This window comes from uncultured Stenotrophomonas sp., from assembly GCF_945952405.1.
GTDB lineage: Bacteria > Pseudomonadota > Gammaproteobacteria > Xanthomonadales > Xanthomonadaceae > Stenotrophomonas.
The window spans coordinates 169,389-192,633 of record NZ_CAMFIA010000005.1 but is presented as its reverse complement, the minus strand read 5'-3'; the positions used below and the strand labels follow the sequence as shown (position 1 = coordinate 192,633).

Below are 23,245 nucleotides of genomic sequence, written 5' to 3'. Positions count from 1 at the left end.
CCGTCGCCACGCGCGCGCGACACGGAAAACCCCCGTAATACAGTCGCTTACACGCTCCACGCGTTGCTGCAACTTCGCCCTCATTCGACTATGGGTCATCGCATCGAGAACCGATGCGCACTGACACCAGCAGAGGGTGAAATGGCCGGTAAGACCGACAAAAAGAAGCTGCGCTCCAAGTTCTTCCGCGTCGCCGTCGAGGGCGCAACCACCGACGGCCGTGTGATCGAGCGTCAGCACATCACCGATATGGCGGCCTCCTACGATCCGCAGCTGTACGGCGCCCGCATCTGGGTGGAACACATGCGCAGCCTGATGCCGGACGGCCCGTTCAAGGCGTTTGGCGACGTATTGGCCGTGAAGGCCGAAGAGGTCGAAGTGGGCGGCGTGAAGAAGCTGGCCCTGTTTGCTCAGATCGAACCGACCGACGCGCTGGTGGCGATGGTCAACAACGACAAGCAGAAGCTCTACACCAGCATCGAGATTGCGCCGAAGTTCGCCGACACCGGCAAGGCGTACCTGCAGGGCCTGGCGGTGACCGACACCCCGGCGAGCCTGGGCACGGAAATGCTGGCCTTCGCAGCACAGCATCCGGACAAGAGCCCGCTCACCCATCGCAAGCAGGCGCCGGAGAACCTGTTCACCGAACTGGAAGAGACGGTAATCACCTTCGATGAGGTCGAGCAGCCGGCGCCGCGCGTCAGCAAGATGCAACTGCTGCTTTCGGGCATCGGCCTGCTGCCGAAGCCGGCACCGGAACCCGCACCGAAGGATGATCCTGCGGCCGATGCGTCCAAGTTCGCCGAACAACTTCTGGCCACCTTCACCGCACAGGAAGACCGAATCGAGCAGCTGGCCGAGGAGAACCGCAGCCTGGCCACCAAGGTCCAGAACCTCACCGCGCAGATGGCCAGTGTGCGCAAGACGCTCGATGACACCCCGCAGACGTTCAGCCAGCGCCCGCCGATCTCCGGCAGCGCCGGCAACGTCGGCGACGCCACCGACTGCTGATCCCCACCGGCCCCCTACTCACGGAGCAACGCAATGCGTACCGAAACCCGTACACAGTTCAACCAGTTCACCCGCCGCGTGGCGGAACTGAACAACATCGAATCTGCCGCCCTGTCGTTCTCGGTCGAGCCGAGCGTGCAGCAGACCATCGAGCAGCGCATTCAGGAGAGCAGCGCATTCCTGTCCGCCATCAACATGCCCGGCGTGGTCGACCTCAAGGGCGAGAAAATCGGCGTCGGTGTGAGCGGCACCATTGCCGGCCGCACCGACACGAGTGGCGACGGCAAGCGCGAGCCTGCAGATGTGACGGCACTCGACAAGACCGGCTACGAGTGCGTCCAGACCAACTACGACACCGCCATCCCTTACGCTCGCCTCGACGCATGGGCGCGTCAGAAGAACTTCCAGACGCTGCTGCGCGACGCGATCATCCAGCGCCAGGCACTGGACCGCATCATGGTGGGATTCAACGGTACCAGCGCTGCCGCTACCACCAAACGCGCCACCAATCCGCTGTTGCAGGATGTGAACAAGGGCTGGCTGCAGCAGTACCGTGAGCACGCCGCCAAGCGCGTGATGAACAAGGGTAAGGCTGGCGGCAATGTGCTGATCGGCGGCGACAAGGCAACGCGTGATTACGCCAACCTCGACGCGCTGGTCATGGATCTGGTGTCCAACCTGATCGACCCGTGGCATCAGCAAGATCCGGCGTTGGTCGTCGTGCTCGGCCGCAACCTGGTGCATGACAAGTATTTCCCGATCATCAATCAGGACAACAAGCCCACCGAGCAGCTGGCCGCGGATCTGGTGCTGGGCACCAAACGCATCGGTGGCCTGCAGCCGGTCGTTGTTCCCTTCATGCCGGCCGATGCGTTGCTGGTCACCTCCCTGGACAACCTCTCCCTCTATTGGCAGATCGACGGCCGTCGCCGCTACATCAAGGAAGAGCCGGAGAAGAACCGCATTGCGAACTTCGAGTCGTCCAACGACTGCTACGTGGTCGAAGACTATGGCCGTGGCGCCGTGGTCGAGAACATCAAGGTCGTTGAGCAGGATGAAGCTCCGGCGGTAGGGGGCTGAGGCCATGGCCGACAGTCCCGCAAAGCGTCACCTGCAGCGCGTTGAAGCCGAGGAGGCGGCCAAGCGCGCAGCGGGCGGCAACCTGATGGAGGGCACGCCGATCTATCAGCAAACCCTGCTGCAGCTGGCCACCGACCGCGCTCGACTGAAACAGATCCAGTCGAGCAAGGCCAAGGGTCAACTCAAGGCCGCGCTGCTGCCGACCTACGACGCGTACATCGAGGGTGTCCTCGCCGCCGATGCGGGTGGCCAGGATGACGTGGTGTCCACGCTGATGCTGTGGAACATCGACGCAGGCATGTACGACGCGGCACTGGACATTGCCGCCTATGTGCTGGCGCATGGCCTGACGATGCCCGACCGATTCGAGCGCACCGCCGGCTGTGTCGTTGCCGAAGAAATCGGCATCGTCGCGCTCAACGCATTGAAGACGGGTGCGGCGTTCGACCTGGGCGTGCTGAATCGGGCTGTCGAAGTGACCAAAGGCCACGACATGCCCGATCAGGTCCGCGCCCGGCTGCTGCTGGCCCGCGCTCGCTCCCTGCTGCCCCCTGGCAGCGAAGAGACACCGCCGAACGCAGAGGACGTTGGACGGGCGGTCGAGGATCTGCGCGAAGCCATCCGACTGCATGACAGCTGCGGCGGCAAGGAAGACCTCAAGCGCGCCGAGCGTTTGCAGAAGAAGTTCGAGACCAGTCAGTCCAACGACTGACCTCACACCGAGCGTACCCCGCAACCCCGCCGGCTCGGGGCCGATCACCAAGACCTCTCTCCCTTGGTGTGACGCCCCGACCACCGGCGACCTACGAGGCCACCATGAGCAGCTTTGTTGCCAACGCATCACCCGCCGCCAAGCAACCCAACGTCACCGCCGGCACGTTCTGGCCGGAGATCGACGTGGTTGCGCTGCGTGAGGCGATCCGTGTCCCCGGCGACATACCGGCACCGCGTATGCGCAGCACCGTGGTGTCGGCCGTCATGGACGTAACGCGGGAGCTGGGAGCGTGGCAGGCAGGCAAGGAAGCCGCCGGCTACGCCACCTTGGCCGACGTGCCAGCGCAGATAATCGACGGCAGCACCCGGCTGGTGCATCTGTTCCTGCGCGCGGTCGGTTGCGCCACCGCCGTCGAACTGCACGAACGCTACCGCTCCTATGACGCCACCGCACAGGGCAACCAGCGTGCGGAGGAACTGACTCCCACCATTGATGAGATCCGCCGCGATCTGCGCAACGCCATCTGCGATCTGCAGGGCCTGCCGCGCGTCACCGTGGAACTGATCTGATGCGCGTCGTCTCGATGCAGGGCGACACGCTCGACGCGCTCTGCCACCGGCACCTGGGCGCCACCGCCGGCATGGTCGAGAAAGCGCACGCACTGAACTACGGCATCAGCCTGCATGGGCCGGTCCTGCCCATTGGCACTGTCGTTGAGTTACCCGACGTACCCGCACCGTCCACCGGCGCCGCGATGCGCCCCCTTGTTCAGCTATGGGATTGATGATGACCGAACCAACCTCTACCGGCAGCATGGCAGCACTGGCAACGGGGGTCGGCCTTGCGTCGATCCTGCCGGGGATCCAAACCGATGCGTTCCTGGGCGCGTTCGCCGGCGCCACCCTGTTCGTCGTGTCGGCCAAGAACCTGCCGATCTGGAAGCGCCTGGTGTATCTGGCCATCAGCGTCGTGGCCGGCTACCTGGGCGGTACCGAGGTGATGCAGCGCTTTGGCGTGGTGTCCACGGGCCTTGCCGCGTTCATCTGTGCGGCGGTCATCGTCACCCTGACCCTGAGCCTGATCGAGCGCAGCCGCTCGGCTGACGTGACCCGCCTGCCGCGTGGAGGCTCCGATGGCTGAGTTCCTGACCACCGCCACGCTGCTGTGCAGCCTGGCCATCTGCATCCGCCTGCTGACCTACCGGCCGGCTCCCGGCGCCAACCACCGCCCCGCCATCGCGTGGTGCGCATGGCTGCTGATCGCCGCCACCGGCGGCCTCGCCCTGCAGATCATGCTGCAGGGCGCCCGCGCCCACGTCACTGTCTGGCAGCTGCTGCTACTGATGGTCCTGCTGGTGGCCACCTATCGTTCGCGCGGCAACGTCGCGCACCTGTTCGGGAGCAACTGACGTGCTGACCGCCCCACTACTGGCGCAGATCATGCAATGCCCGCTCCCCCGCGCTCAGCGCTGGGTGGCGCCGTTCAATGCAGCGATGAAGCGCTTCGGGATCAACACCCCGGTGCGCGCCGCGCACTTCCTCGCACAGGTCGGCCACGAAAGCCTGAGCCTGTCGCGGGTGGAGGAATCGCTCAGCTACAGCCGCGAGCGCCTGCTCGAAGTGTTCGGCAAGTACGTCGAAGGCCCGGAGGCGGCTGCGTTCGTCCACCAGCCGGCGAAGCTGGGCAACCGCGTCTATGCCAGCCGCAACGGCAACGGCAATGAGGCCAGTGGCGACGGCTACGCCTATCGCGGGCGTGGGCCCATGATGCACACCGGCCGTGGCAACTATCGCCACATCGGCCAGCTGATCGGCCAGCCGCTGGAAGAGATGCCCGGCCTGCTGATCGAGCCGGAAACCGGCGCCATGGCAGCGGCGGCGTTCTGGCACGACAACCGGCTCAACGCCTACGCCGACCAGCGCGACGTGCTGAGCGTCAGCCGCGTGGTCAACCTGGGCAACGCCCGCAGCCGCGCCACACCGAACGGGATGGCCGACCGAACCGCACGCACCAACCGCGCCCTGGCCGCGCTGGGCGCACGCTGATGCTCTACCGCGCCCTCGCCCTTGCCGCCCTGATTGCGGCCACCGCCGGCCTTTTCAGCTGCCAGCAGGTGCGGGTGAACCGCGCCACTGCCGCGCTGGACCGCGCCAACGCCGCCCTGGTCAGCGCCAACGCCGAGAAGAAGGATCTGGCCGGCAAGCTGGAACTGGCACAGGGCACCACCCGCGTCGTGACCGAGTACGTGGACCGCGTACAGGTGGTGCGCGAACGCGGCGACACCATCACCAAAGAGGTTCCCGTCTATGTCACTCCGACCGCTGATGCCGCTTGCGCTGTGCCTGCTGGCTTCGTGCACATCCACGACGCCGCTGCGGCAGGCATCGCCCCCACCGGAATTGCCGGCGATCCTGATGCGCCCGCTGCCGGCGTTACGCTCTCTGCCGTCGCCGAAACCACCGCAGCCAACTACGGCCAGTACCACGCCGCCGCCGAGCAGGTGACGGCGCTGCAGCAGCTGGCCACCGAGCTGCACACCGCCCTGGCCGAGTGCGCGCGGCGATGAAGAAGCCCCAACTGCTCCGCCAGCACCTGGTCGCGGCAATGCCGTCGCTCGCCGCCGACCCGGAGCGCCTGCTGGTGTTCGTGGACGACGGCGGGCTGGTGGCCAGCTTCACGGCGGGCCTGTCCTTCCAGTACCGCTACACCCTCGAACTGATCCTGCGTGACTTCGCCGGGGCGCCCGAGGCTGTCATGGTGCCGCTGCTGCAGTGGCTGACGCGGCACCAGCCCGAGCTGCTGGCCAACCCGGACAACCGCGAAAAGCTGGCCTTCGAGGTGGACGTGCTGAGCGATACCGTGGTCGATCTGGCCATCCGGCTACCGCTGACCGAGCGCGTGCGCGTCGTGCAGGACGACGCTGGCGTGTTCCAGCTGCAGTACCTGCCCGAGCCGCGCGCCGAGTGGGAACACCGCCATACGCTCGCTGGTGGTCCGCTGACGGCCGACGGTGAAGTGCTGGGCACCCTGCCGGCGATCACCGAGTGAGCGAGGATCTGCAGCGTCTGGAGGCTTGGGTGGCGCCGCTGCTACAGCGGCTCAAGCCTGCGGAGCGCAGCCGCCTGGCCCGCAAGGTCGGCACCGCCGTGCGGCGCTCTCAGCAAAAGCGCATCGCTGGCCAGAAGAATCCCGACGGTTCCCCGTTTGCAGCACGACGCAACGCACCGCCTCGCCGCGCCAAGGCTGGCCGCATCAAGCGCGGTGCCATGTTCGGCAAGATCCGGCAGGCCAAGCATCTACGCGTGCGGGGCAGTGCCAGTGAGGCGGCGGTGGGCTTCGCCGGCCGCGTCTCCCGCATTGCCCGAATCCACCAAGAGGGCCGCACCGATTCCGTCAGCAAGGGCGGCCCCCGCGTCACCTACGCGCGGCGCATGCTGCTTGGCTTCACCACCGCCGACGAACAACTGATACGCGAGCTGATCCTCGATCACCTGCACACGCTGTAGCGTAAGCGGCTGCGCTACACGCCGCATTCCACGGCCTCGCGCGCGCGCGATGGGAATCTGGACCGGACCCATCCGCCGGTGCATCTGTGTCCTCTTTTACCGCCATCGAAGTCGATAAGCTGCCGGCGCCCGATATCTTCGAGCAGCGCACGTTCGAGGCCATCTTGGCCGAACGCCTGGCCGAGTTTCGGCGCCTGTGCCCCGACTACACCGCGCTGGTCGAATCTGATCCGGTGATGAAGCTGCTGCAGGCCAGCGCGTACCGCGAGCTGGTGCTGCGTGAGCAGTTCAACCAACGCGCACGCGGCCTGCTGCTGCCCTACTCCAACGGCGCCGATCTGGACAACCTCGCTGTGCCGTTCGGCGTGCAGCGCAAGCTGCTGAAGCCGGCAGATCCGAAGACCAACGCCCCGGCCGAGTACGAGAACGACGCAGCGTTCCGGCGCCGCATCCAGCTGGCGCCCGAAAGCCTGTCGGTCGCTGGCCCCGAAGGCGCCTACATCTTCCACACGCTATCCGCACATTCGGACGTGCTCGACGCCAGCGTCGCCAGCCCATCGCCGGGCAAGGTGGTGGTCACGGTCCTGTCGCGACAGGGCAACGGCACGCCGTCGGCGGCGTTGTTGAAGACCGTGGAGTCCGCGCTGCTCAACGACAACGTGCGGCCCCTGACCGACTACGTGACCGTAGCCCCGGCCACCGTGAAGCCCTTCGAGATCCGGGCGCGGCTGGTGACGTTCAACGGTCCCGATAGCGCGCTGGTGCTGGCCGAAGCGCGGCGCCGGGTGTCGCTGTTCCTGCAGCAGACCCAGCGCCTAGGCCGCGACGTGCCGCTGTCGGCGCTCTACTCCGCCCTGCACGTGGACGGCGTCCACCGTGTCCAGCTGCAGATGCCCACGGCGGATATGCCGGTGGACGCGCAGTCGGCGCCGTACTGCACCAGCGTAGTGATCGAGCACGGCGGCACCGATGCCTGACGCCACCTCCCTGCTGCCCCCCAACTCGACGCGGCTGGAACGCGCGGTAGAGCGCGCTGACGCGCAGCTGTCGGGCGTCCCCATGGTTCACGACACGCTCTGGAACCCGTGGAACTGCCCGGCGGAATTTCTACCGTTCCTCGCGTGGAGCGTGTCGGTTGACACCTGGGACAGTAACTGGCCGGAGCGCATCAAGCGCGCCCGCATCGCCAGTTCGTTCCAGATCCAGCGCCACAAGGGGACCGCCAAGAGCATCGCGGACCTGATCGCCAGCTTTGGCGGTCAGATGAAGATCCGCGAGTGGTGGCAGATGACCCCGCAGGGCGAACCGCACACGTTCAGCCTGTTTTTGACCATCAGCGGCGACGGCGGGCAGGAGTCGTCGGCCGAGTTCGTCCACCAGATCGTGGACGCGGTGAACCGCACAAAGCCCGTGCGCTCGCACTTCACTTTCACCCAAGGCATTCAGGCCGACAGCCAAGTCGGAACCGTCGCAGGTGCCCAAGCGGCGGTCTACCGCCGCCTGACGATGACCGGAGATTGACCCCATGCGCATGAAGATCACCAACGCCGGCCGCGCCAAGCTGGTCAACGGCACCAACACCGGCACCAACACGGTGCTGATTTCTCAGATCGGACTGACCTCTACCGGCTTCACCCCCACTGCGGCAATGACGCAGCTGCCCGGAGAGTTCAAGCGGATGACCAGCTTCGGCGGCGAGTCCGTTGCGGCTGACACGATCCACGTCACGCTGCAGGACAGCGGCACCGACAAGTACCCGCTGCGTGGCTTCGGCCTCTACCTGGCCGACGGCACACTGTTTGCCGTCTACGGCCAGGCCGAAGCGATCATGGAGAAGGCGAGCATCTCCACGCTGCTGCTCTCGGCCGACGTGGTGTTCGCCGATATCGACACGGCGCAGATCAAGTTCGGCAGCACGCAGTTCCTGAACCCGCCGGCCACTGAATCGGTCGCCGGCGTAGTCGAGCTGGCAGATGGTCCCGAAACCATCGCGGGCGCGGACGGGGTGCGCGCCGTCACCGCTCGCGGGCTGAGAGCCGCCCTGGACGACCGTTTCGGCGCCAATGCACCGACACCGTTCGTCAAGACGCTGCTGGCGCTGGCCACGGCCGCGGCTATCCGCACCAGCCTCGAATTGAAGGGCGCCGCGCTCAAGGACATGGGCCACGGCAAGGGGCTGGACGCCGACACGCTCGACGGCATGCACGCCGCCGACTTCCCGCAGATCGGAAAGGTTCAGCCGATTGACGCGATTCCCGGCAACTCGAACCAAGTTCGTTGGATCAAGCTGGGCACGCTGCCGTGGCGCGGCGCTGCCGCAAGCATTCTGCTGCTGGAAATGACCAATGGCGCCATCGGCAGCCCTCGCTACGCGTGGGAGCAGATCGCCGCATCAACGCGCACGTTCGACGCGACCACAGTGCTCACGCAGGCGGTTGTTGATGGCATGGTGCAGCACACTCGGATCGGCGCCGACTCTTCGCTTGATCGCCCCAGCCGCTTTGGTGTTGTACTGACCACCGATGCTGCGGGCAAGTCCACAGGTGTCGAGTTGTGGCTGCAGCAGCGCGAGTACAACCAAGGCCATGCCGTGCGCGTGGTCAACGCCACCGGCGCGACGTATCACGGCCCCGGCACATTCGTCACCGCCGAGCCGCAGGGCATCATTTACGCCACCGCCCAGCCGCTCGCGTACATGGGCGATCTGCGGCGCCTGGTCGATGGCACCGAGAACCGCTGGGGCCGTCGTCAGACGTTCGCCCTGGGCGCGTCGTTGTCTGACGATCAAACCCTCGACCTCGGTACCGCTGGCGCCGCGCTACGGGGTAGTGCTGTGGGCAGCGTGGTGCTGTCTGCCGCCGCGAGTAGCGACGGTGGGTTCGTCTACCTGCGCCCCAATGGCAACACCAGCACAGCTGGCCAGCTGGTCGTCTACAAGAACGGCGTTACCGAGATGGCTGGTGCGAGGATCGGGACCGGGGCCGGCGACGGGAAGGTGCTGTGCGAGATGTATTCCGAGCGCCCGTGGCAGTTCAAACAAGGCGGTACCGAGGGACAGACCGGATTGGAGCTGCACGACATTACCGGCGGCAAGGAATTCCGCCTTACGAATGTGGCCAACCCCAACAAGATCGTGATGAACCCTACCGGCAGCTGGGTCTATGCGGCCGAGTTCCGGGGAAAGCTGACTGGCAACGCCGACACTGCCAGCAAGCTTGCAGCACCGCGCACGATCAACGGAACCGCATTCGACGGCTCCGCCAACATTGTGACCACGGCATGGGGCGCTTCCCGCAAGGTGACCATCGGGAACACCGCCAAGGATGTGAACGGCGGCGTGAACTTTGGATGGACCCTGAGCGAGATCGGCGCAGCTTCCGTTGAGGACGTGGCTGCGCGCGTGGCCTATCTCACCCCGACCAGCAATGACGACAGCTGGGTGGACACGTGGAACGCGCTGCGCATCAACCGACAGGGCAACCCCTCGCCTACCACGATGCCGGCGCAGTACACCATTGCCTGGTCCCTGCCCAGCTATGACAACTCCCGTGGCCTTGCCCTGGCCGCCGACTACGGTGGTGGAAACCGGTTCTGGATGCGATCCCGCCGCGACACCGCGCCCGCTGACCAGCGGTGGAAGGCATGGGCGGAGCTGTGGACCGATGCGAACTTCAATCCTGGCGACAAGCTGGACCGGGCTGGCGGCACCATCACGGGCGCTCTGGTCGTCAGCCAGGGCGTGACGTTGCGATCCACGATTGGCCTTGACTACATCGGGGCGAAGTCTCGGCTGATGATCCGCGATTTTGCGGATAGCAGCGGCGTCACCATTGACGCGGTGACCCTGAGCAACAGCGCCTACGCTCCACTGCTTTTGGGTGGCAGTGAACTGCGGTTCAATGGCAAGCCTGTTTGGCATGGTGGCACCTTCGATCCTGTCACCAAGGCAAACCGCATCCCCGGCCAGGTCATCATGTTCGCCGGCAAGAGCGCCCCGGCTGGCACACTCCTGTGCAACGGCGCTGCCGTCTCCCGCACCACCTACGCGGACCTGTTCGCTGCCATTGGCACCCTCTACGGCGCCGGCGACGGCAAGACCACTTTCAACCTGCCGGCTATGGGCGATGGCACCGTTGTAACCCATACCAACAGCGCCGACGCCGTTGGCGGCTTCACCGCCGGTGAGGTGATCCGCCACGCCCACACCGCTAGTTCGGCCAGTGCCGGCAACCACAGCCACACGATCAGTGTTGGTGCCGGCGGCGCACACTCACACGGCGCAAGTGCAAGCGGTGTGGGCGATCACGCTCACGGCGCATGGACTGACTCGCAGGGCCACCACGCGCATACCGGCGGTACGTCTGCGGTAGGCGATCACCAGCACTTGACCGCCTTCGCCGAAGCTGGCTTCGCTTACCCGTGGGGTGCTGACTACGGCCAGCACGCCGGCTCGCGCGGCAATGTTGACTACGACAACCCCTGGCCGAACACCAGCCCCGCTGGTGCTCACTCCCATAGCTTCACGACGGATGGCGCAGGTGGCCACGCCCACAACATCGGCATGAATGGCGCCGGCGCTCACTCGCACGATATTTCTATCGCGCAGGTTGGCGACCACGGCCACAGCGCTACAGCGGCTGACGGCGGCGCGCACACCCATGCGATCACGGTGGCCAACACCGGCGGCGACCGCAACCTGCCGGCGGGTCTGCGAATGATCTACTGCATCACCTACTGAGGACCGGAGCATGTCCAACGAACCCCGCTTTGCCCACGCCTTCGACCCGATCACCCACGCACACATAGGCCCGGTGCGGCTGCAGCCCTCCCCGGACGGCGCCTGGTATCTCCCGGATCACACCGTTGACGTGGCGCCCAAGCGAACTGCTGGCGAGTTCCAGGCACTGCGCCTTTCTGGCGACGGAAAGCGCTGGGATGTAGTGGCCGACTACCGCAATCGGATGCTGTGGGATACGCGCACTGCAATGCCAGTCCCCAACCGCCTCGCGCTCGGCGACACGCTGCCCAACGGCGTGACGCTGGCTGAGCCGTTCCGACTGGATGGCACCACCCCGCAGTGCAACGCGTGGGACGATGGACAGGGCCTTTGGGTGCTTCAGCCGGACTACAGCGGCCGACCGCTCTGGAACAAGGCGGACGGCACGTTCGCCGCGCCGGTGCCGCGTGGCCAGTCGCTGCCGCCATCGGTCACCGACTACGCGCCCCCGTCCAGCCGCAGCGTGCCAGTCACCTACGACGATACGTCGGGAACGTGGGTAGACGTAGTGCCCACTGCACCGGAGGATGTACCGCCGGCTGATCTGAGCTGACGCGGTGATGATCGTAGCGGCGCGGCGCGCGCGCCCGCCGCTGTAGCGGCTCAATCTACCTACCGCGCTACGTGCGCGCGCGAAGGGACGCCGGGAACATGGGGGCATGGATAGTGCGCTGCCCCAACAGATCAACAACCTGCTCCGCGACGGCGTGGTGACCGAGGTCGATCACGCCCGGCACATGTGCCGCGTGCAGACGGGCGAAGCGCACACCGACTTCCTCCCTTGGTTCAGCGCCGCAGCCGGTGAACTGCGCACCTGGGCACCGCCGAGCAGCGGCGAGCAGGTTGCACTGCTGTGTTGCGACGGCGACCTGGCCAACGCCATCGTGCTGCGCGGCCTGTACTGCGAGCAGTATCCGGCACCGTCGGCCAGCCCCAGCCTGACGCTGATCCAGTTCAAGGACGGCGCCGTGGTCAGCTACGACCATGATGCGCACGCATTGGCGGCTGTCCTGCCCGCAGGCGGAACCGTGGCCATCACCGCTGACGGCGGAACCACGATCACCGGCCCAGTGACCATCAAGGGCGCCACCAGCATCGAAGGCAAGATGACGATCACCGGCAAGGCGGAGGTATCCGACGACGTGATCGCCGCCGGCATCAGCCTCACCAAGCACAAGCACGCCGGCGTGCAACCGGGCAGCGGCACCACCGGGTCACCAGCGTGATCGGCATGGATGGCCGCACAGGCGCATTCAGCGATGACTTGGCGCACCTGCGCCAGTCCATCGCCGACATTCTGACCACGCCCATCGGCTCGCGCGTGCAGCGCCGTGAGTACGGCTCGCTGCTGCCCGAGCTGATCGACCAGCCGTTCAACGACGAAACCCGCCTGCGGCTGTTCGGCGCTACCGCCACCGCGCTGATGCGTTGGGAGCCGCGCATCAGCCTGACCCGTATCGACCTGGCTCACGGCGACGTGGCTGGCTCGTTCATCCTCGACCTGCAGGGCCAGCTGGCCACACCGAGCGGCGCATCGCGCAACACCCGCCTTTCCGTACCACTCCGCTTCCACACCCCCTAACCGAAGGAGAAGCCCATGGCCGCCAGCGGCTACCACCACGGCGTTCGCGTCATCGAAATCAACGGCGGCGTCAGGCCGATCCGTACCGTATCCACCGCTGTGATCGGCGTCGTCTGCACGGGCGAGGATGCCGACAAGACCGCCTTCCCTCTGAACCGCCCTGTGCTGATTACCGACGTGCTGAGCGCAGTCGGCAAGGCAGGCAGCACCGGAACACTGCGCGCCACGCTGCAGGGCATCGCCGACCAAGGCAACCCGATTGTGGTGGTGGTACGTGTGGCCAGCGCCAGCAACGACACCGACACCACTGCCAACGTCATCGGCGGCGCCAATGGCGGCAGCTACACCGGCCTGCACGCGCTGCTGGTTGCGCAGGCACAGCTGGGCGTGCGTCCGCGCATCCTGGGCGCACCGGGGCTGGACACCCAGCCGGTGACCGCTGCCATGATCCCCATCGCCAAGAAGCTGCGCGCCATGATCTACGCCAGCTGCGCCGCCAGCGCGACGGTGTCGGAGGCCATCGCCTACCGCGAGCAGTTCGCCGCCCGTGAACTGATGCTGATCTACCCCGACTTCATGGCCTTCAACACCGCCACCGCCTCCACCGGCATGGCCTTCGCCGTCGCACGTGCCCTGGGCGTGCGCGCCATGACCGACCAGCAGCAGGGTTGGCACAAGTCCATCTCGAACGTGCCGGTGGCTGGTGTGACCGGCATCAGCCGCGACGTGCATTGGGATCTGCAGGACCCCAACACCGACGCGGGCCTGCTCAATGCCGGCGACGTGACCACCCTCATCAACTCGAATGGCTACAAGTTCTGGGGTTCGCGCACCTGCAGCGCCGACCCGTTGTTCCAGTTCGAGACGGCCACCCGCACCGCGCAGATCCTCGCCGACACCATCGCCGAGGCGCAGGAAATCTACATCGACAAGCCGCTGCATCCGACGCTGGTCCGCGACCTGCTGGAGAGCATCAACGCGAAGTTCCGCGAGCTGGTCTATGCCGGTTACCTGATCGGCGCCAGTGCCTGGTACGACGCCGGCGCCAACGCTTCGGAGTCGCTGGCCAGCGGCCAGCTGGTGATCGACTTCGATTACACCCCGGTGCCGCCGCTGGAAAGCCTGCAGCTGAACCAGCGCATCACCGACCGCTACTTCGCCGACTTCCCGGCCCGCATCAGCGGCTGAGGCCGCATAAGGAACCCCTGCCATGGCACTGCCCAGCAAGCTGAAAAACCTCAACCTGTTCAACGATGGCATGAGCTACATCGGCCAGGTCACCGAGTTCAAGCTGCCCACCCTGACCCGCAAGATGGAGGAGTACCGCGCAGGCGGCATGCTCGGCCCCATCGACGTAGACCTGGGCCAGGAAAAGATCGAGGCCGAGTGGAAGTGCGGCGGCCTGATGCTCGACGTGCTGCGCCAGTACGGCGCCGTTTCGCACAACGCTGTGCAGCTGCGCTTTGCCGGCGGCTACCAGCGGGAGGACAGCGGCGAGGTGGATGCGGTCGAGATCGTCATCCGCGGCCGCCACACCGAGATCGACGCCGGCACCGGCAAGGTCGGCGACGACACCGAGTTCAGCGTCAAGACCTCGGCCAGCTACTACAAGCTGACCGTCAACGGCCGCACCGAGATCGAAATCGACCTGGTCGGCATGGTCTTCATGGTCAACGGCGTTGACCGCCAGTCTGCCCTGCGTCGCGCCATCGGCGCCTGATCCCGCCCCCCCTGCCCGGCCGCTACAGCGGCTGGGCCATTCCTGAGAGATATAGCGATGACCCGCAACACCACCCATGAAGCCGACACCGTCACCGACGCCGAAGCCACCGGCACCAACGTGATCGTGCTGGAAACTCCCATCGAACGCGGCGAGCAGGTGATCCGCTCCGTTCGCCTGCGCAAGCCGACCGCCGGCGATCTGCGCGGCATCAAGCTGTTCGACCTGGCACAGATGGATGTGACCGCGCTGACCACGGTTCTGCCGCGCATCAGCCAGCCGATCCTGACCACCGCCGACGCCGGCAAGCTGGAACCGGCCGACCTGATCGAGATCGCCCGTGTCATCGGTGATTTTTTCGTGCCGAAGTCGGAGAGGGAGTTCCCGTCTGCGTAGAGGATCTGATGGCCGATATCGCGGTGATTTTCTCCTTCACCCTCACCGAGCTATCGGCCCTCTCCCTGTCTGAACTGATCCAGTGGCGCCAGCGCGCCCATGAACGAAGTGGAGCACAGCAGTGATACAGTCCGCCTATGGACACCCTCATCTTCCTCGCCCTTGCGGCGTTCCTGCTGTGTGCAGTTGGCGCGCTGCTGGTGTGGGCGGTCAGCGCTGGATGCCGCTTCCTGGCCGCGCTGGTAGCCGATCCTACGGACACCACGACGCCGTAGCACGCGCACCGGTTGTCGTCGCATGAGCGGCGGCAACCTTCGCCTGCAGGTGGTGCTGGAAGCGCTCGACCGCGCCAGCGCCCCGTTCAAGAAGGTCATGGCCGGCAGCAAAGGCCTGACCACCGCTCTGCAGGAACAACAGGCCAACCTGCGCCGCCTCAATGCCGCCCAGCGTGACGTTGCCGCCTACCGCCAGCAGCAGCAGGCCGTGCGCGCAACCGAGCAAAGCCACCTGGCTGCAACGCAGCGCGTCGCCGCTCTGGCCCGGCAGATCAAGGAGGCGGGCACGCCTACCCGCAGGCTGAGCCGCGAGTTCAATCAGGCCCGCACCGTTGCAGGCCAGTTAAAGATCCAGCACCAGCAGCAGTCGGTCGAACTGCAGCGCCTGCGCGGTGGCTTGGATCGTGCCGGCATCAGCACGCGGCAGCTGGGCACGCATGAGCGCAAGCTGCGCGGCGAGATTGCCGCCGCCTCGGCGCAGATGGATGCACAACGCACGCGCCTGGCCGCGCTCGATGCTGCGCAGGCCCGTAGCCGCAAGTTCCACAGCGCCGGCATGAACGCTGCTGCACACGGCACCGGCGTGGCGCTGGCGGCGTTCGGTGCGCTGCGTGCGCAGACGCTGCCCATCGCGCAGGCCATGAGCTTCGAGTCGGCCATGGCCGACGTAAAGAAGGTGGTGGACTTCGACACGCCGGACGGCTTCGAGAAGATGGGCCGCGACATTGAGGAACTGTCGCGCCGCCTGCCCATGGTGCCCACCGATATCGCCAAGATCGTCGCCGCCGCCGGCCAGGCCGGCATCGCCAGCAACGAGCTGACCCGCTTCGCCGAGGACGCGGCGAAGATGGGCGTAGCCTTCGACACCACCGCCGAAGACGCCGGCCAGACGATGGCCACCTGGCGTACCGCATTCCGCATGGGTCAGGACGACGTTGTCGTGCTGGCCGACAAGATCAACTACCTGGGCAACACCGGCCCGGCCAGCGTCCAGAAGATCAGCGAGGTGGTGAACCGCATCGGTGCGCTGGGCGAGGTGGCCGGCCTCGGCAGCGGCCCGCTGGCGGCGCTGGGCGCCACGGTCGCCGGCATGGGCATCGAGTCGGAGGTGTCGGCCACCGGCATCAAGAACATGCTGCTCACGCTGTCATCTGGCGATGCGGCGACGAAGCGACAGGTGGAGTCGTTCGAGAAGCTGGGGCTGAAGGCTGGTGACCTGGCTCAGGCCATGCAGAAGGACGCCGGTGGCGCCATCCTCGACGTACTGGAAAAGCTGAAGAAGCTGCCCAAGGCCGAGCAGGCGGCGACGATGACGCAGCTGTTTGGCCGCGAGTCGATCGGTGCGATCGCACCGCTGCTGACCAACCTCGATCTGCTGAAAGAGAACTTCGGCAAGGTCACCGATGCGCAGAAATACGGCGGTTCGATGAATGCCGAATACGCCGCACGCGTGGGGACGGCCGAGAATGGCTTGATCCTGCTCAAGAACAGCGCCACCGTGCTTTCCCAGCGCCTGGGCAAGACCCTGCTGCCGACGGTCAAGGAACTGGCCGCGCGCGTGGCCAAGGTTGCCGACCGGATGGCCGAATGGGTCACGAAGAACCCGCAGCTGGTGGCTACCATCGCCAAGCTGGCCATCGGCGGTACCGCCCTGGCCACCGCGCTCGGCGGCCTGCTGGTGGCCGGCGGCGTCGGTGCCATGGCGCTGACGCAGATCCACAAGGGCGTGATGCTGCTCAGCGGCGGCGGTGGCATCGGCCGGCTGATCGGCCAGGTGCTGTCGCTGGGTGGCCGGGCGTTCCCGATGTTGCTCAATGTTGGCCGCATGCTGCTGCCGCTGTTGGGCGGTATCAGCCTGCCGGTGCTGGCCATCGGCGCCGCCGTGGCCGTTGTTGCCGCGCTTGTCTGGAAATACTGGGAGCCGATCAAGGCTTTCATGATCGGCGTGTGGCAGGGCGTGCTGGATGTGGTCAACCCGATCATGGCCGAGCTGATGACCGCGCTGGAACCGCTGGGGCCGGTGTGGGCGCAGGTGTCCGATGCCATGGGCAAAGCCTGGGCATGGGTGCAGAAGCTGTTCACCCCCTTCAAGGCCACCAGCGAGGAGCTGCAGGGCGCCACGACCGCCGGCCGTGGATTCGGCCAGGTGCTGGGTCAGGTGTTGACCGTCAACCTGCGCATGGCGGTCGCCGCCATCGGTTGGCTGGTGAAGGCGTTCACCTTCATGCTGCCGATTATCAAGAACGCCGTGGGCGGCGCGTGGACCTACCTGCAGGGTGCGTGGCAGCTGATCGTCGGCCTGTTCACCCTCAACGGTGACAAGATCCGGTCGGGCCTGTCCGCCATGTGGGAGGGTGCCAATCAGATCCTGCTCGGCTGGCCCGCGAAGATGATGCAGGCCGGTATCGACATGGTGCAGGGGCTGGTCAACGGCATCGTGTCCAAGGGCAGCGCCGCGATGGATGCCGTGGCCGGTATCGCCTCGGGCGTGATGGACCGCTTCAAGGGGCTGCTGGGCATCCACAGCCCGTCGCGTGTCTTCGCGCAGTTCGGTGACTTCACCATGCAGGGGCTGGCCGGCGGCATCGACCGCAGCCAGGGCGAGCCGCTGCAGCAGGTGACCAGCGTAGGCGACCGCATCACGCAGGCCGGCGCCGGTATGGGCGAGCGCATGCAGCAGGTAGGCGTCGGGGGCGCGAGTGCGCCGGCCAGCCGCCTTGATGAACTGCGCGAGCGGCGCATTGCCCGCGCTGGCGCCAGCGCCGATACCGACCGCGCAACCGCAAGCCGTGACCGCCTACGTGCGGCAGCGGTCGGGGGCGAGCGCGTGGTGCAGATCGGCGCCGGCATGACCCAACGCATGCAGCCCACCGGTGGAAACGGCGTTACCGCGCCCTCCCGCCTGGACGAACTGCGCGAACGGCGCATCGCCCGGATGGCCGACAGCGCCGACACCGCACGCGCGACGGCCAGCCGCGACAAGCTGCGCCAAGCATCGGCCGGATTCGCGCTGGGCGCGGCTGCGCTGCCCGTCATGGCCGCTGCCGCCCCAGTGATGGCCCCGGCTGCTGCGCAAGCCGCTGCGGCCAGCACAGGCGCTTCCAGCTACACCATCCACATCAACGCGCCGGCTGGATCTGATGAGCAGAAGATCGCGGACCTGGTGCGGCAGACCGTTCAACAGATTGAGCGCGACAAGGCCACCCGACGCGGTGCCCGGCTCAGCGACTGAGGACCACCACCATGATGATGACCTGGGGCACGTTCGTGTTCTCCCTCTCCACAGCCGCCTACGGCGAACTGCAGCGCCAGATGACCTGGCGCCATGCCAGCAGCGAGCGCGTCGGCGCCCGCGCAGCCCGCCAGTACGTCGGGCCGGGCGATGACACCATCAGCCTGCAGGGCACCATCGCCGGCGAGCTGGTGAGCGACCTGCAGGTGCTGGACAAGCTGCGCGAGCTGGGCGACCAGGGCAAACCGCAGGCGCTGGTGGAGGGTACGGGGCGCGTCTACGGCCCCTACCTGCTGACCAGCCTCAGCGAGACACGGCGCGAGCTGTTCAACGACGGCACGCCGCGCCTGATCGACTTCCAGATGCAGCTGGAACGTGACGACGACGGCGCCAGCGAGGCCATCGCATGAGGGCGACCCCTTACCCGATCCCCGCGTGGCGGGTGGTGCTGGACGGCAAGGATCTGACCGACCGGCTGGCGCCGCGCCTGCTGGATCTGTCCCTGACCGAGAGCCGTGGCGATGAGGCCGACCAAGTAGACCTGCGGGTGCATGACCATGACGGCATGCTGGCACTGCCGCGCCGTGGGGTCACCCTGCAGGTGGCCATCGGCTATGAAGGTAGCGGGCTGTTCGACAAGGGCACCTTCAAGGTGGACGACGTTGAACACAGCGGCTCACCCGACATCATCACGATTCGGGCGCGTTCGGCCGACCTGACAGGAGCGGTTCGTCGCCGGCGCGAGCGTAGCTGGCACGACACCACCCTTGGCGACATTCTCGGCGCCATCGCCGGCGAGCATTCGCTGCGTGCGTCGGTAGCCGCGGATCTGGCCAGCGTGCCCATTCCACACCTCGACCAAGCCAACGAGAGTGATATCAACCTGCTCACGCGCCTGGGCAAACGCTTCGACGCCGTGGCCACGGTGAAAGCCGGCACGTTGATCTTCGCGCCCATCGGCGCAGGCACTACGGCCGGTGGCCAGCCGCTGCCTGGCGTGCAGATCACGCGAGCATCGGGTGACCAGCACCGCTACAGCGTCGCCGACCGCGAGAAGTTCACCGGCGTTCGTGCCTACTGGGGTGACCGCAAGGCAGCGCGCCGCACCGGCGTACTGGTGGGCACGTCCGACAACGAGAAGAAGCTGCAGGCGACGTATGCCACCGCAGACGAAGCCCGGCAGCACGCCGAGGCCGAATTCAAGCGACTGGATCGTGGCACCGCACAGCTGAGCTACCGGCTCGCCGTTGGACGCGCCGATATCTATCCAGAGCAGACGGTCAACGTCAGAGGCTTCAAGCCAGAGATTGATGGCACCGATTGGTTGGTGGCCAAGGCCACTCACACCATCGACGGCAGCGGGGGCTTCGTTACCGCACTGGAGCTGGAGCGCGGCGGATAGCCCGCGCCGCTCAACCTCAAGAGAGTGCCAGCATTGTGAACACTCTCCACGCAACAAGAAGCAGGGCGCCGAGGAAAAGAGCACGGAATTGCCACATTTTGCACGAACCAGCCTTGGCGTTCTCGGTGTCGATTTTGGCGTCGAGCTTGCTCACCAACGCGTCGTATGCCTTCTTCTGCTTTGCGTCCTGTGGCTTAAATTCCTTCTGCAGCTGCAGCCATTTCACGTTAGCGTGGCGCGCCCGGTTTGCGTGGTCGAGGAACCTTATTCCAAGTAGAAGCGACAGCAGCAGGGAGCCAGCTGCGATCAACAACACGCTGCCGGGTAGATCGAACCGTTGCCCATCAAGTTTCTGGACTACGAACCCCACAGCGGCACCAGTGGCGCCAAGCAGGAAATATGCGTGCTTCTGCTCGGCCTCTACATACTGAGCAATCAGTGTCTTTTCCGCATCCGCGAACGCCATTCTCTTGCCCCAGCTCCTTGAGTTCTGCGGATACTATCAGTGCCGCGCCTGCCTGCGGCGACCCCACCAGCTGCGTGCCCACTTCAATAGCAGTGGCTTGAGGTAGCGAGTGGCAGCACCTGCGACCAGGAATAGAGCCGCGTGAGGAAGTGTCGAGCCGCACGCGGCTTCAATGCTCGGTGTTGGGTAGGTTGCCTGCCAGATTGCCAGCGCGATCAGCGCAGTAGACAAAGGGCGCCCAGTTTCCGTGGGCGCCCTCTCTGTTTCGGTCTGCGCGAAGCGGGGATGCTCCGCGTGGGGGCACTGCATCTGCACGTCACCCGTAAACACCTGGCCGATCACGGCCCCATCAAACACGGTATGACCGCTGCACACGCACGTTGCCACACCACACTTCACATTCTCACCGCAACTCATAGTCCGTTACACCGTATTGCGCGCCCCCAGCGGGCGCATCTTGCGGTGTGGTTAACGGCCTGAATAGAGCATGGCGTGAGCGTTATCGGCTGGGTTTCTTTGATGCTTTAGGCGCCTTGACGACAACCTTCTGCCCACGCAGATCCACATCCCCGCTGATCTGCTGGCCGATGCTCGTGTTCTCGAACGTGGTACGCGGTGCAGCTGCTGCCGCCGGTACTGCACCGCCAAGCGCGATTAGCGCGGCCGCGCGTGCAGAAACCGACGCATTGCGCCAGGCATCGAGCAGATCCGCATCGGATTCGGACAGCCGATCACGACGGCCGACCAACACATAGGCCACATCCATACCGAGTTCGTCGGCAGCGACGAAGTACGCGCCACCGGGCAGGTGTGCATCTTGCTCGAACAGGATCTGCGTGCGCTTGGCAACACCGCAGGCCAGTCCCATGGCCTCCTGGGTCATGCCCAGACGCTTCCGTTCTTCTTTCAGGCGATTACCTACAGACACGCGATTTCCCCCTTGACAGGTGCAGTTAACTTCACCACCATTCCACCTAGAAATACACAGGGGAAACGGAATGAAAGCCCAACGACGTACCACTGCGCTGCGCACTGCCGAACAAGCCCGGCAGTGGCTCATCGACAACGGCCTGTCCGTTCCCGCGTTTGCGGAGTTGCATGGACTGGACCGGCACGCCGTCAACAATGCTCTGCGCAGCACCAGCAAGTGCCGGATCGGAAAGACCCACGATGCTGCCGTCGCGCTCGGCATGAAGGCCGCCAGTGATTCTCACACAGATTCACCCGTTTCCACCCGTATTCGCACGGTCAAGAAGACTGCCGGCAAAGCCCCGGTTAAGTCGAAGGTTGCGAAGAAGGCGCGGGGTAAGGCATGAGCGCCACAGTCGGACAGCGCGCTGTGTTCTGCTGCCCTGCCTGCAATGCCCGGCTGGTAAAGCGCACCAGTGCGTTGCAACACCCGTTCCTGCGCACTGACGCCTATGTCTGCCCGAACCCCATGTGTGGGGCTACGTACACCGGCAGTTCCGAACTGACCAACGTGGCCAGCCCCAGCGGCCTCCCCAGCGCTCCGGCCTGCGAACTGCCGCCTACACCCGGATACCAGCGGACGATGCTGCAGACGCGTTGGAAGCAAGACCAGGGCGAACTACAAACCGACTGGATCGACGCAATCGAGTCCTGTCCCCCTGACGGCGAACAGCCCTCGGTCTGATCCACCTTTCCCCTTCCACCACCAACTGACCTGGCGCCATCTGGCGCCAGCTAGGGAGTGCTGCGCCTGTGATGCGCCACAAGACACAATTTGACGGCTGGTCCTCGGCAATGGAGCCGAGTTTCGTCACTGCTCCGGTGCGTATCGAGTACGTGCCCTATGCGCAGAAGCAGCGCGACGCTGCCGAGCTTGGCGCACTGGTCAAGGCCCACATTGCACGTGGCGGCGCCTATGAGGTGCTGCCTTCGCACACCGCTGCACAGGTGTCTGCATGAACCTGTCCGCAGCTGCAACCGATCTGCACACTTATACACAGTTTTACTTGACTTCCCCAAGGACGGGGAGCAGGATTTGCCGCAAGGAGCGTAGAAACTCCGAGTCAACAGCGGTATCCGCGCCCGTCAGCATCGCGGTTTTTTTGCGCCTGCTTTTCGAGCGCACCGACGCTTTCCTGCGTCGGGAGGGCGGCAGCCATACAACACCCGCAAGGGGAAAACTGCCCGCCGGACTGTTGACCGGTTTCTACCCTCCCGACACCCTCGGTGCGTCGCGTAGAAACGTCTCGCCGAGGTTTCCAATCTCGTCAACAGGAGACGTCTCCGTGCCTCACGGTGCCCCTTCCACGCCCGGTAACCCTGCCGCGCGTCAGCTTTCGCTCGCCTTCGGCCTGATCGCCGACACCCTCGAATGGCCCCACGATGCGTATCAGGCATTCATTGCCCGCCTGCTCGCCGTGGGCGTGTGTCCGCTCGCAATCACCCTGGGTGACGTGCTTGCCGCCTACTACGCCACGGGTGATGCCAACGGCAGCGCACCCAGCACCGACGACAAGGCGGTGCACTGATGGCGCCCCCTTCCAACGTGGCCCTTCCTGAACCGGCTCTGCGACCTGTCATCGTGCTGGAAACGCAGATCCCCGGCTTCGGCCTGCGCGCTTCTTTCGACCAGCACAAGATTCTGTTTCTGGCCTTGGTACATATCGAGTCGGACACCGCAGCGACCTTCACCGCGCATCACTCACGCAATGTGATGCGAACCGCAAGCGGGGGAATCCAGATTGGAACCGTCGTCTACCTGCTCGCCAAGGGTGAGGCCGAGCGCTTCTTCCAGTGGCTGCGCACAGGCGAGAGCTACCCCGGCGGGGTGAACTGATGGCCCGCAACAACGGGCATACGCCTGTGCTGCCCGGTCCGGTGGATCGCGGCGACCAGGTCATCAGCCTTGCCGACTACCTGCGGCTGTGCCGTATCGCCGCAGCGGCCGAACTGCTGGCCAAGCTGCCCAGCGAGGCCGCGAAAATGCTGGAAATCGAGGCTGATCACACCTCAGCCGTCGCGCAATACATGGCCGAAGACCTCGCCGCGATCCTCGGCCGGTCACGCCCCGCTGTCGAGTAACACCACCCCCGATCCCGGCAGCGCGCCAACGC

At 65.8% G+C, this 23,245-nt stretch carries 33 protein-coding genes; 31 read left to right on the top strand and 2 right to left on the bottom strand.

The window, feature by feature from the left end; translation table 11 throughout:
* Window positions 1–141 precede the first annotated feature (141 nt).
* The 25 genes from Q0P60_RS07395 (at window position 142) to Q0P60_RS07275 (ending at window position 19,696) form a co-directional block, all read left to right on the top strand.
* Window positions 142–1,011, top strand: coding sequence for a GPO family capsid scaffolding protein (locus Q0P60_RS07395; protein ID WP_294990399.1), 870 nt, complete (start codon window positions 142–144; stop codon window positions 1,009–1,011).
* Between the two features lie 33 nt (window positions 1,012–1,044).
* Window positions 1,045–2,091, top strand: coding sequence for a phage major capsid protein, P2 family (locus Q0P60_RS07390; RefSeq protein ID WP_294990396.1), 1,047 nt, complete (start codon window positions 1,045–1,047; stop codon window positions 2,089–2,091).
* A gap of 4 nt (window positions 2,092–2,095) precedes the next feature.
* Complete coding sequence (gene gpM / locus Q0P60_RS07385; protein ID WP_294990395.1) at window positions 2,096–2,803, top strand: phage terminase small subunit; 708 nt, start codon at window positions 2,096–2,098, stop codon at window positions 2,801–2,803.
* Window positions 2,804–2,907: 104 nt separating this feature from the next.
* Complete coding sequence (locus tag Q0P60_RS07380; protein ID WP_294990393.1) at window positions 2,908–3,375, top strand: head completion/stabilization protein; 468 nt, start codon at window positions 2,908–2,910, stop codon at window positions 3,373–3,375.
* Window positions 3,375–3,590: a tail protein X gene (locus tag Q0P60_RS07375; protein ID WP_180843197.1), complete on the top strand. Its 216-nt coding sequence runs from the start codon at window positions 3,375–3,377 to the stop codon at window positions 3,588–3,590. The genes Q0P60_RS07380 and Q0P60_RS07375 overlap by 1 nt, the downstream gene beginning before the upstream one ends.
* 2 nt (window positions 3,591–3,592) lie before the next feature.
* Window positions 3,593–3,946, top strand: a complete 354-nt coding sequence (locus Q0P60_RS07370; RefSeq protein ID WP_010481669.1) for a putative holin — start codon at window positions 3,593–3,595, stop codon at window positions 3,944–3,946.
* Window positions 3,939–4,214 carry a phage holin family protein gene (locus Q0P60_RS07365; RefSeq protein WP_262234021.1) on the top strand — a complete coding sequence of 92 codons (276 nt, stop codon included), beginning with the start codon at window positions 3,939–3,941 and terminating at the stop codon, window positions 4,212–4,214. Before Q0P60_RS07370 ends, Q0P60_RS07365 begins: the two co-directional genes overlap by 8 nt.
* Window positions 4,215–4,245: 31 nt before the next feature.
* A complete protein-coding gene (locus Q0P60_RS07360; RefSeq protein ID WP_294990614.1) occupies window positions 4,246–4,851 on the top strand; it encodes a glycoside hydrolase family 19 protein in 606 nt (201 codons plus the stop codon).
* Window positions 4,851–5,372 carry a hypothetical protein gene (locus Q0P60_RS07355; RefSeq protein ID WP_294990386.1) on the top strand — a complete coding sequence of 174 codons (522 nt, stop codon included), beginning with the start codon at window positions 4,851–4,853 and terminating at the stop codon, window positions 5,370–5,372. Before Q0P60_RS07360 ends, Q0P60_RS07355 begins: the two co-directional genes overlap by 1 nt.
* Entirely contained in the window at window positions 5,369–5,854 is a 486-nt protein-coding gene (locus Q0P60_RS07350) for a phage tail protein (protein WP_049395260.1), read from the top strand. Before Q0P60_RS07355 ends, Q0P60_RS07350 begins: the two co-directional genes overlap by 4 nt.
* Entirely contained in the window at window positions 5,851–6,312 is a 462-nt protein-coding gene (locus tag Q0P60_RS07345; RefSeq protein WP_294990384.1) for a phage virion morphogenesis protein, read from the top strand. The genes Q0P60_RS07350 and Q0P60_RS07345 overlap by 4 nt, the downstream gene beginning before the upstream one ends.
* An 86-nt stretch (window positions 6,313–6,398) precedes the next feature.
* Window positions 6,399–7,289: a baseplate J/gp47 family protein gene (locus tag Q0P60_RS07340; protein ID WP_294990382.1), complete on the top strand. Its 891-nt coding sequence runs from the start codon at window positions 6,399–6,401 to the stop codon at window positions 7,287–7,289.
* Window positions 7,282–7,833: a phage tail protein I gene (locus Q0P60_RS07335; protein WP_164124131.1), complete on the top strand. Its 552-nt coding sequence runs from the start codon at window positions 7,282–7,284 to the stop codon at window positions 7,831–7,833. Before Q0P60_RS07340 ends, Q0P60_RS07335 begins: the two co-directional genes overlap by 8 nt.
* Before the next feature lie 4 nt (window positions 7,834–7,837).
* The gene (locus Q0P60_RS07330; protein ID WP_294990379.1) at window positions 7,838–11,050 is read left to right on the top strand and encodes a phage tail protein; all 3,213 of its coding nucleotides are present in this window, start codon (window positions 7,838–7,840) and stop codon (window positions 11,048–11,050) included.
* A 10-nt stretch (window positions 11,051–11,060) separates the two neighbouring features.
* Window positions 11,061–11,642 carry a hypothetical protein gene (locus tag Q0P60_RS07325; RefSeq protein ID WP_294990377.1) on the top strand — a complete coding sequence of 194 codons (582 nt, stop codon included), beginning with the start codon at window positions 11,061–11,063 and terminating at the stop codon, window positions 11,640–11,642.
* Between the two features lie 106 nt (window positions 11,643–11,748).
* Complete coding sequence (locus tag Q0P60_RS07320; protein WP_294990375.1) at window positions 11,749–12,315, top strand: phage baseplate assembly protein V; 567 nt, start codon at window positions 11,749–11,751, stop codon at window positions 12,313–12,315.
* Window positions 12,312–12,671, top strand: coding sequence for a GPW/gp25 family protein (locus Q0P60_RS07315; RefSeq protein ID WP_294990373.1), 360 nt, complete (start codon window positions 12,312–12,314; stop codon window positions 12,669–12,671). The genes Q0P60_RS07320 and Q0P60_RS07315 overlap by 4 nt, the downstream gene beginning before the upstream one ends.
* Window positions 12,672–12,686: 15 nt before the next feature.
* Window positions 12,687–13,859: a phage tail sheath protein gene (locus Q0P60_RS07310; protein ID WP_253120329.1), complete on the top strand. Its 1,173-nt coding sequence runs from the start codon at window positions 12,687–12,689 to the stop codon at window positions 13,857–13,859.
* A 22-nt stretch (window positions 13,860–13,881) separates the two neighbouring features.
* Complete coding sequence (locus Q0P60_RS07305; protein ID WP_010481646.1) at window positions 13,882–14,391, top strand: phage major tail tube protein; 510 nt, start codon at window positions 13,882–13,884, stop codon at window positions 14,389–14,391.
* A gap of 57 nt (window positions 14,392–14,448) precedes the next feature.
* On the top strand, window positions 14,449–14,787 hold the full coding sequence (locus Q0P60_RS07300; protein ID WP_294990370.1) for a phage tail assembly protein: 339 nt from the start codon (window positions 14,449–14,451) through the stop codon (window positions 14,785–14,787).
* Window positions 14,788–14,795: 8 nt separating this feature from the next.
* On the top strand, window positions 14,796–14,912 hold the full coding sequence (locus tag Q0P60_RS07295; RefSeq protein ID WP_010481644.1) for a GpE family phage tail protein: 117 nt from the start codon (window positions 14,796–14,798) through the stop codon (window positions 14,910–14,912).
* A 12-nt stretch (window positions 14,913–14,924) separates the two neighbouring features.
* Window positions 14,925–15,062, top strand: coding sequence for a hypothetical protein (locus Q0P60_RS07290; protein WP_224119283.1), 138 nt, complete (start codon window positions 14,925–14,927; stop codon window positions 15,060–15,062).
* 22 nt (window positions 15,063–15,084) lie between these two features.
* A complete protein-coding gene (locus Q0P60_RS07285; RefSeq protein ID WP_294990366.1) occupies window positions 15,085–18,294 on the top strand; it encodes a phage tail tape measure protein in 3,210 nt (1,069 codons plus the stop codon).
* 11 nt (window positions 18,295–18,305) lie between these two features.
* The gene (locus Q0P60_RS07280) at window positions 18,306–18,704 is read left to right on the top strand and encodes a phage tail protein (protein ID WP_294990364.1); all 399 of its coding nucleotides are present in this window, start codon (window positions 18,306–18,308) and stop codon (window positions 18,702–18,704) included.
* Window positions 18,701–19,696, top strand: a complete 996-nt coding sequence (locus tag Q0P60_RS07275) for a phage late control D family protein (protein ID WP_294990362.1) — start codon at window positions 18,701–18,703, stop codon at window positions 19,694–19,696. Before Q0P60_RS07280 ends, Q0P60_RS07275 begins: the two co-directional genes overlap by 4 nt.
* 16 nt (window positions 19,697–19,712) lie before the next feature.
* Here the strand turns inward: Q0P60_RS07275 and Q0P60_RS07270 are convergent, their stop codons facing one another.
* Together Q0P60_RS07270 and Q0P60_RS07265 are read right to left on the bottom strand one after the other, a co-directional pair.
* Window positions 19,713–20,162 carry a hypothetical protein gene (locus Q0P60_RS07270; RefSeq protein WP_197592356.1) on the bottom strand — a complete coding sequence of 150 codons (450 nt, stop codon included), beginning with the start codon at window positions 20,160–20,162 and terminating at the stop codon, window positions 19,713–19,715.
* Between the two features lie 499 nt (window positions 20,163–20,661).
* Entirely contained in the window at window positions 20,662–21,090 is a 429-nt protein-coding gene (locus Q0P60_RS07265) for an XRE family transcriptional regulator (RefSeq protein WP_294990358.1), read from the bottom strand.
* A 70-nt stretch (window positions 21,091–21,160) separates the two neighbouring features.
* Between Q0P60_RS07265 and Q0P60_RS07260 the strand changes: the two genes are divergently transcribed.
* The 6 genes from Q0P60_RS07260 to Q0P60_RS07235 all read left to right on the top strand — a co-directional run bounded on the left by Q0P60_RS07260 (window position 21,161) and on the right by Q0P60_RS07235 (window position 23,213).
* On the top strand, window positions 21,161–21,478 hold the full coding sequence (locus Q0P60_RS07260; RefSeq protein ID WP_100053249.1) for a DNA-binding protein: 318 nt from the start codon (window positions 21,161–21,163) through the stop codon (window positions 21,476–21,478).
* On the top strand, window positions 21,475–21,816 hold the full coding sequence (locus Q0P60_RS07255) for an ogr/Delta-like zinc finger family protein (protein WP_088470286.1): 342 nt from the start codon (window positions 21,475–21,477) through the stop codon (window positions 21,814–21,816). The genes Q0P60_RS07260 and Q0P60_RS07255 overlap by 4 nt, the downstream gene beginning before the upstream one ends.
* A 110-nt stretch (window positions 21,817–21,926) precedes the next feature.
* A complete protein-coding gene (locus Q0P60_RS07250) occupies window positions 21,927–22,091 on the top strand; it encodes a hypothetical protein (protein ID WP_239503556.1) in 165 nt (54 codons plus the stop codon).
* Window positions 22,088–22,660 (top strand): hypothetical protein, encoded by a 573-nt coding sequence (locus Q0P60_RS20625; protein ID WP_345780319.1) that lies wholly within the window; start codon window positions 22,088–22,090, stop codon window positions 22,658–22,660. The genes Q0P60_RS07250 and Q0P60_RS20625 overlap by 4 nt, the downstream gene beginning before the upstream one ends.
* Window positions 22,660–22,968 (top strand): hypothetical protein, encoded by a 309-nt coding sequence (locus Q0P60_RS07240; RefSeq protein WP_071306432.1) that lies wholly within the window; start codon window positions 22,660–22,662, stop codon window positions 22,966–22,968. The genes Q0P60_RS20625 and Q0P60_RS07240 overlap by 1 nt, the downstream gene beginning before the upstream one ends.
* Window positions 22,968–23,213: a hypothetical protein gene (locus Q0P60_RS07235; RefSeq protein WP_033833483.1), complete on the top strand. Its 246-nt coding sequence runs from the start codon at window positions 22,968–22,970 to the stop codon at window positions 23,211–23,213. Before Q0P60_RS07240 ends, Q0P60_RS07235 begins: the two co-directional genes overlap by 1 nt.
* The last annotated feature ends 32 nt before the right edge of the window (window positions 23,214–23,245 follow it).

Coding starts and splice junctions, on each gene's coding strand:
- Q0P60_RS07395 (WP_294990399.1), top strand. CDS start 142: ATGGCCGGTAAGACCGACAAAAAGAAGCTGCGCTCCAAGTTCTTCCGC.
- Q0P60_RS07390 (WP_294990396.1), top strand. CDS start 1,045: ATGCGTACCGAAACCCGTACACAGTTCAACCAGTTCACCCGCCGCGTG.
- gpM (WP_294990395.1), top strand. CDS start 2,096: ATGGCCGACAGTCCCGCAAAGCGTCACCTGCAGCGCGTTGAAGCCGAG.
- Q0P60_RS07380 (WP_294990393.1), top strand. CDS start 2,908: ATGAGCAGCTTTGTTGCCAACGCATCACCCGCCGCCAAGCAACCCAAC.
- Q0P60_RS07375 (WP_180843197.1), top strand. CDS start 3,375: ATGCGCGTCGTCTCGATGCAGGGCGACACGCTCGACGCGCTCTGCCAC.
- Q0P60_RS07370 (WP_010481669.1), top strand. CDS start 3,593: ATGACCGAACCAACCTCTACCGGCAGCATGGCAGCACTGGCAACGGGG.
- Q0P60_RS07365 (WP_262234021.1), top strand. CDS start 3,939: ATGGCTGAGTTCCTGACCACCGCCACGCTGCTGTGCAGCCTGGCCATC.
- Q0P60_RS07360 (WP_294990614.1), top strand. CDS start 4,246: ATGCAATGCCCGCTCCCCCGCGCTCAGCGCTGGGTGGCGCCGTTCAAT.
- Q0P60_RS07355 (WP_294990386.1), top strand. CDS start 4,851: ATGCTCTACCGCGCCCTCGCCCTTGCCGCCCTGATTGCGGCCACCGCC.
- Q0P60_RS07350 (WP_049395260.1), top strand. CDS start 5,369: ATGAAGAAGCCCCAACTGCTCCGCCAGCACCTGGTCGCGGCAATGCCG.
- Q0P60_RS07335 (WP_164124131.1), top strand. CDS start 7,282: ATGCCTGACGCCACCTCCCTGCTGCCCCCCAACTCGACGCGGCTGGAA.
- Q0P60_RS07330 (WP_294990379.1), top strand. CDS start 7,838: ATGCGCATGAAGATCACCAACGCCGGCCGCGCCAAGCTGGTCAACGGC.
- Q0P60_RS07325 (WP_294990377.1), top strand. CDS start 11,061: ATGTCCAACGAACCCCGCTTTGCCCACGCCTTCGACCCGATCACCCAC.
- Q0P60_RS07320 (WP_294990375.1), top strand. CDS start 11,749: ATGGATAGTGCGCTGCCCCAACAGATCAACAACCTGCTCCGCGACGGC.
- Q0P60_RS07310 (WP_253120329.1), top strand. CDS start 12,687: ATGGCCGCCAGCGGCTACCACCACGGCGTTCGCGTCATCGAAATCAAC.
- Q0P60_RS07305 (WP_010481646.1), top strand. CDS start 13,882: ATGGCACTGCCCAGCAAGCTGAAAAACCTCAACCTGTTCAACGATGGC.
- Q0P60_RS07300 (WP_294990370.1), top strand. CDS start 14,449: ATGACCCGCAACACCACCCATGAAGCCGACACCGTCACCGACGCCGAA.
- Q0P60_RS07295 (WP_010481644.1), top strand. CDS start 14,796: ATGGCCGATATCGCGGTGATTTTCTCCTTCACCCTCACCGAGCTATCG.
- Q0P60_RS07290 (WP_224119283.1), top strand. CDS start 14,925: ATGGACACCCTCATCTTCCTCGCCCTTGCGGCGTTCCTGCTGTGTGCA.
- Q0P60_RS07285 (WP_294990366.1), top strand. CDS start 15,085: ATGAGCGGCGGCAACCTTCGCCTGCAGGTGGTGCTGGAAGCGCTCGAC.
- Q0P60_RS07280 (WP_294990364.1), top strand. CDS start 18,306: ATGATGATGACCTGGGGCACGTTCGTGTTCTCCCTCTCCACAGCCGCC.
- Q0P60_RS07275 (WP_294990362.1), top strand. CDS start 18,701: ATGAGGGCGACCCCTTACCCGATCCCCGCGTGGCGGGTGGTGCTGGAC.
- Q0P60_RS07270 (WP_197592356.1), bottom strand. CDS start 20,162: ATGGCGTTCGCGGATGCGGAAAAGACACTGATTGCTCAGTATGTAGAG.
- Q0P60_RS07260 (WP_100053249.1), top strand. CDS start 21,161: ATGAAAGCCCAACGACGTACCACTGCGCTGCGCACTGCCGAACAAGCC.
- Q0P60_RS07255 (WP_088470286.1), top strand. CDS start 21,475: ATGAGCGCCACAGTCGGACAGCGCGCTGTGTTCTGCTGCCCTGCCTGC.
- Q0P60_RS07250 (WP_239503556.1), top strand. CDS start 21,927: ATGGAGCCGAGTTTCGTCACTGCTCCGGTGCGTATCGAGTACGTGCCC.
- Q0P60_RS20625 (WP_345780319.1), top strand. CDS start 22,088: ATGAACCTGTCCGCAGCTGCAACCGATCTGCACACTTATACACAGTTT.
- Q0P60_RS07240 (WP_071306432.1), top strand. CDS start 22,660: ATGGCGCCCCCTTCCAACGTGGCCCTTCCTGAACCGGCTCTGCGACCT.
- Q0P60_RS07235 (WP_033833483.1), top strand. CDS start 22,968: ATGGCCCGCAACAACGGGCATACGCCTGTGCTGCCCGGTCCGGTGGAT.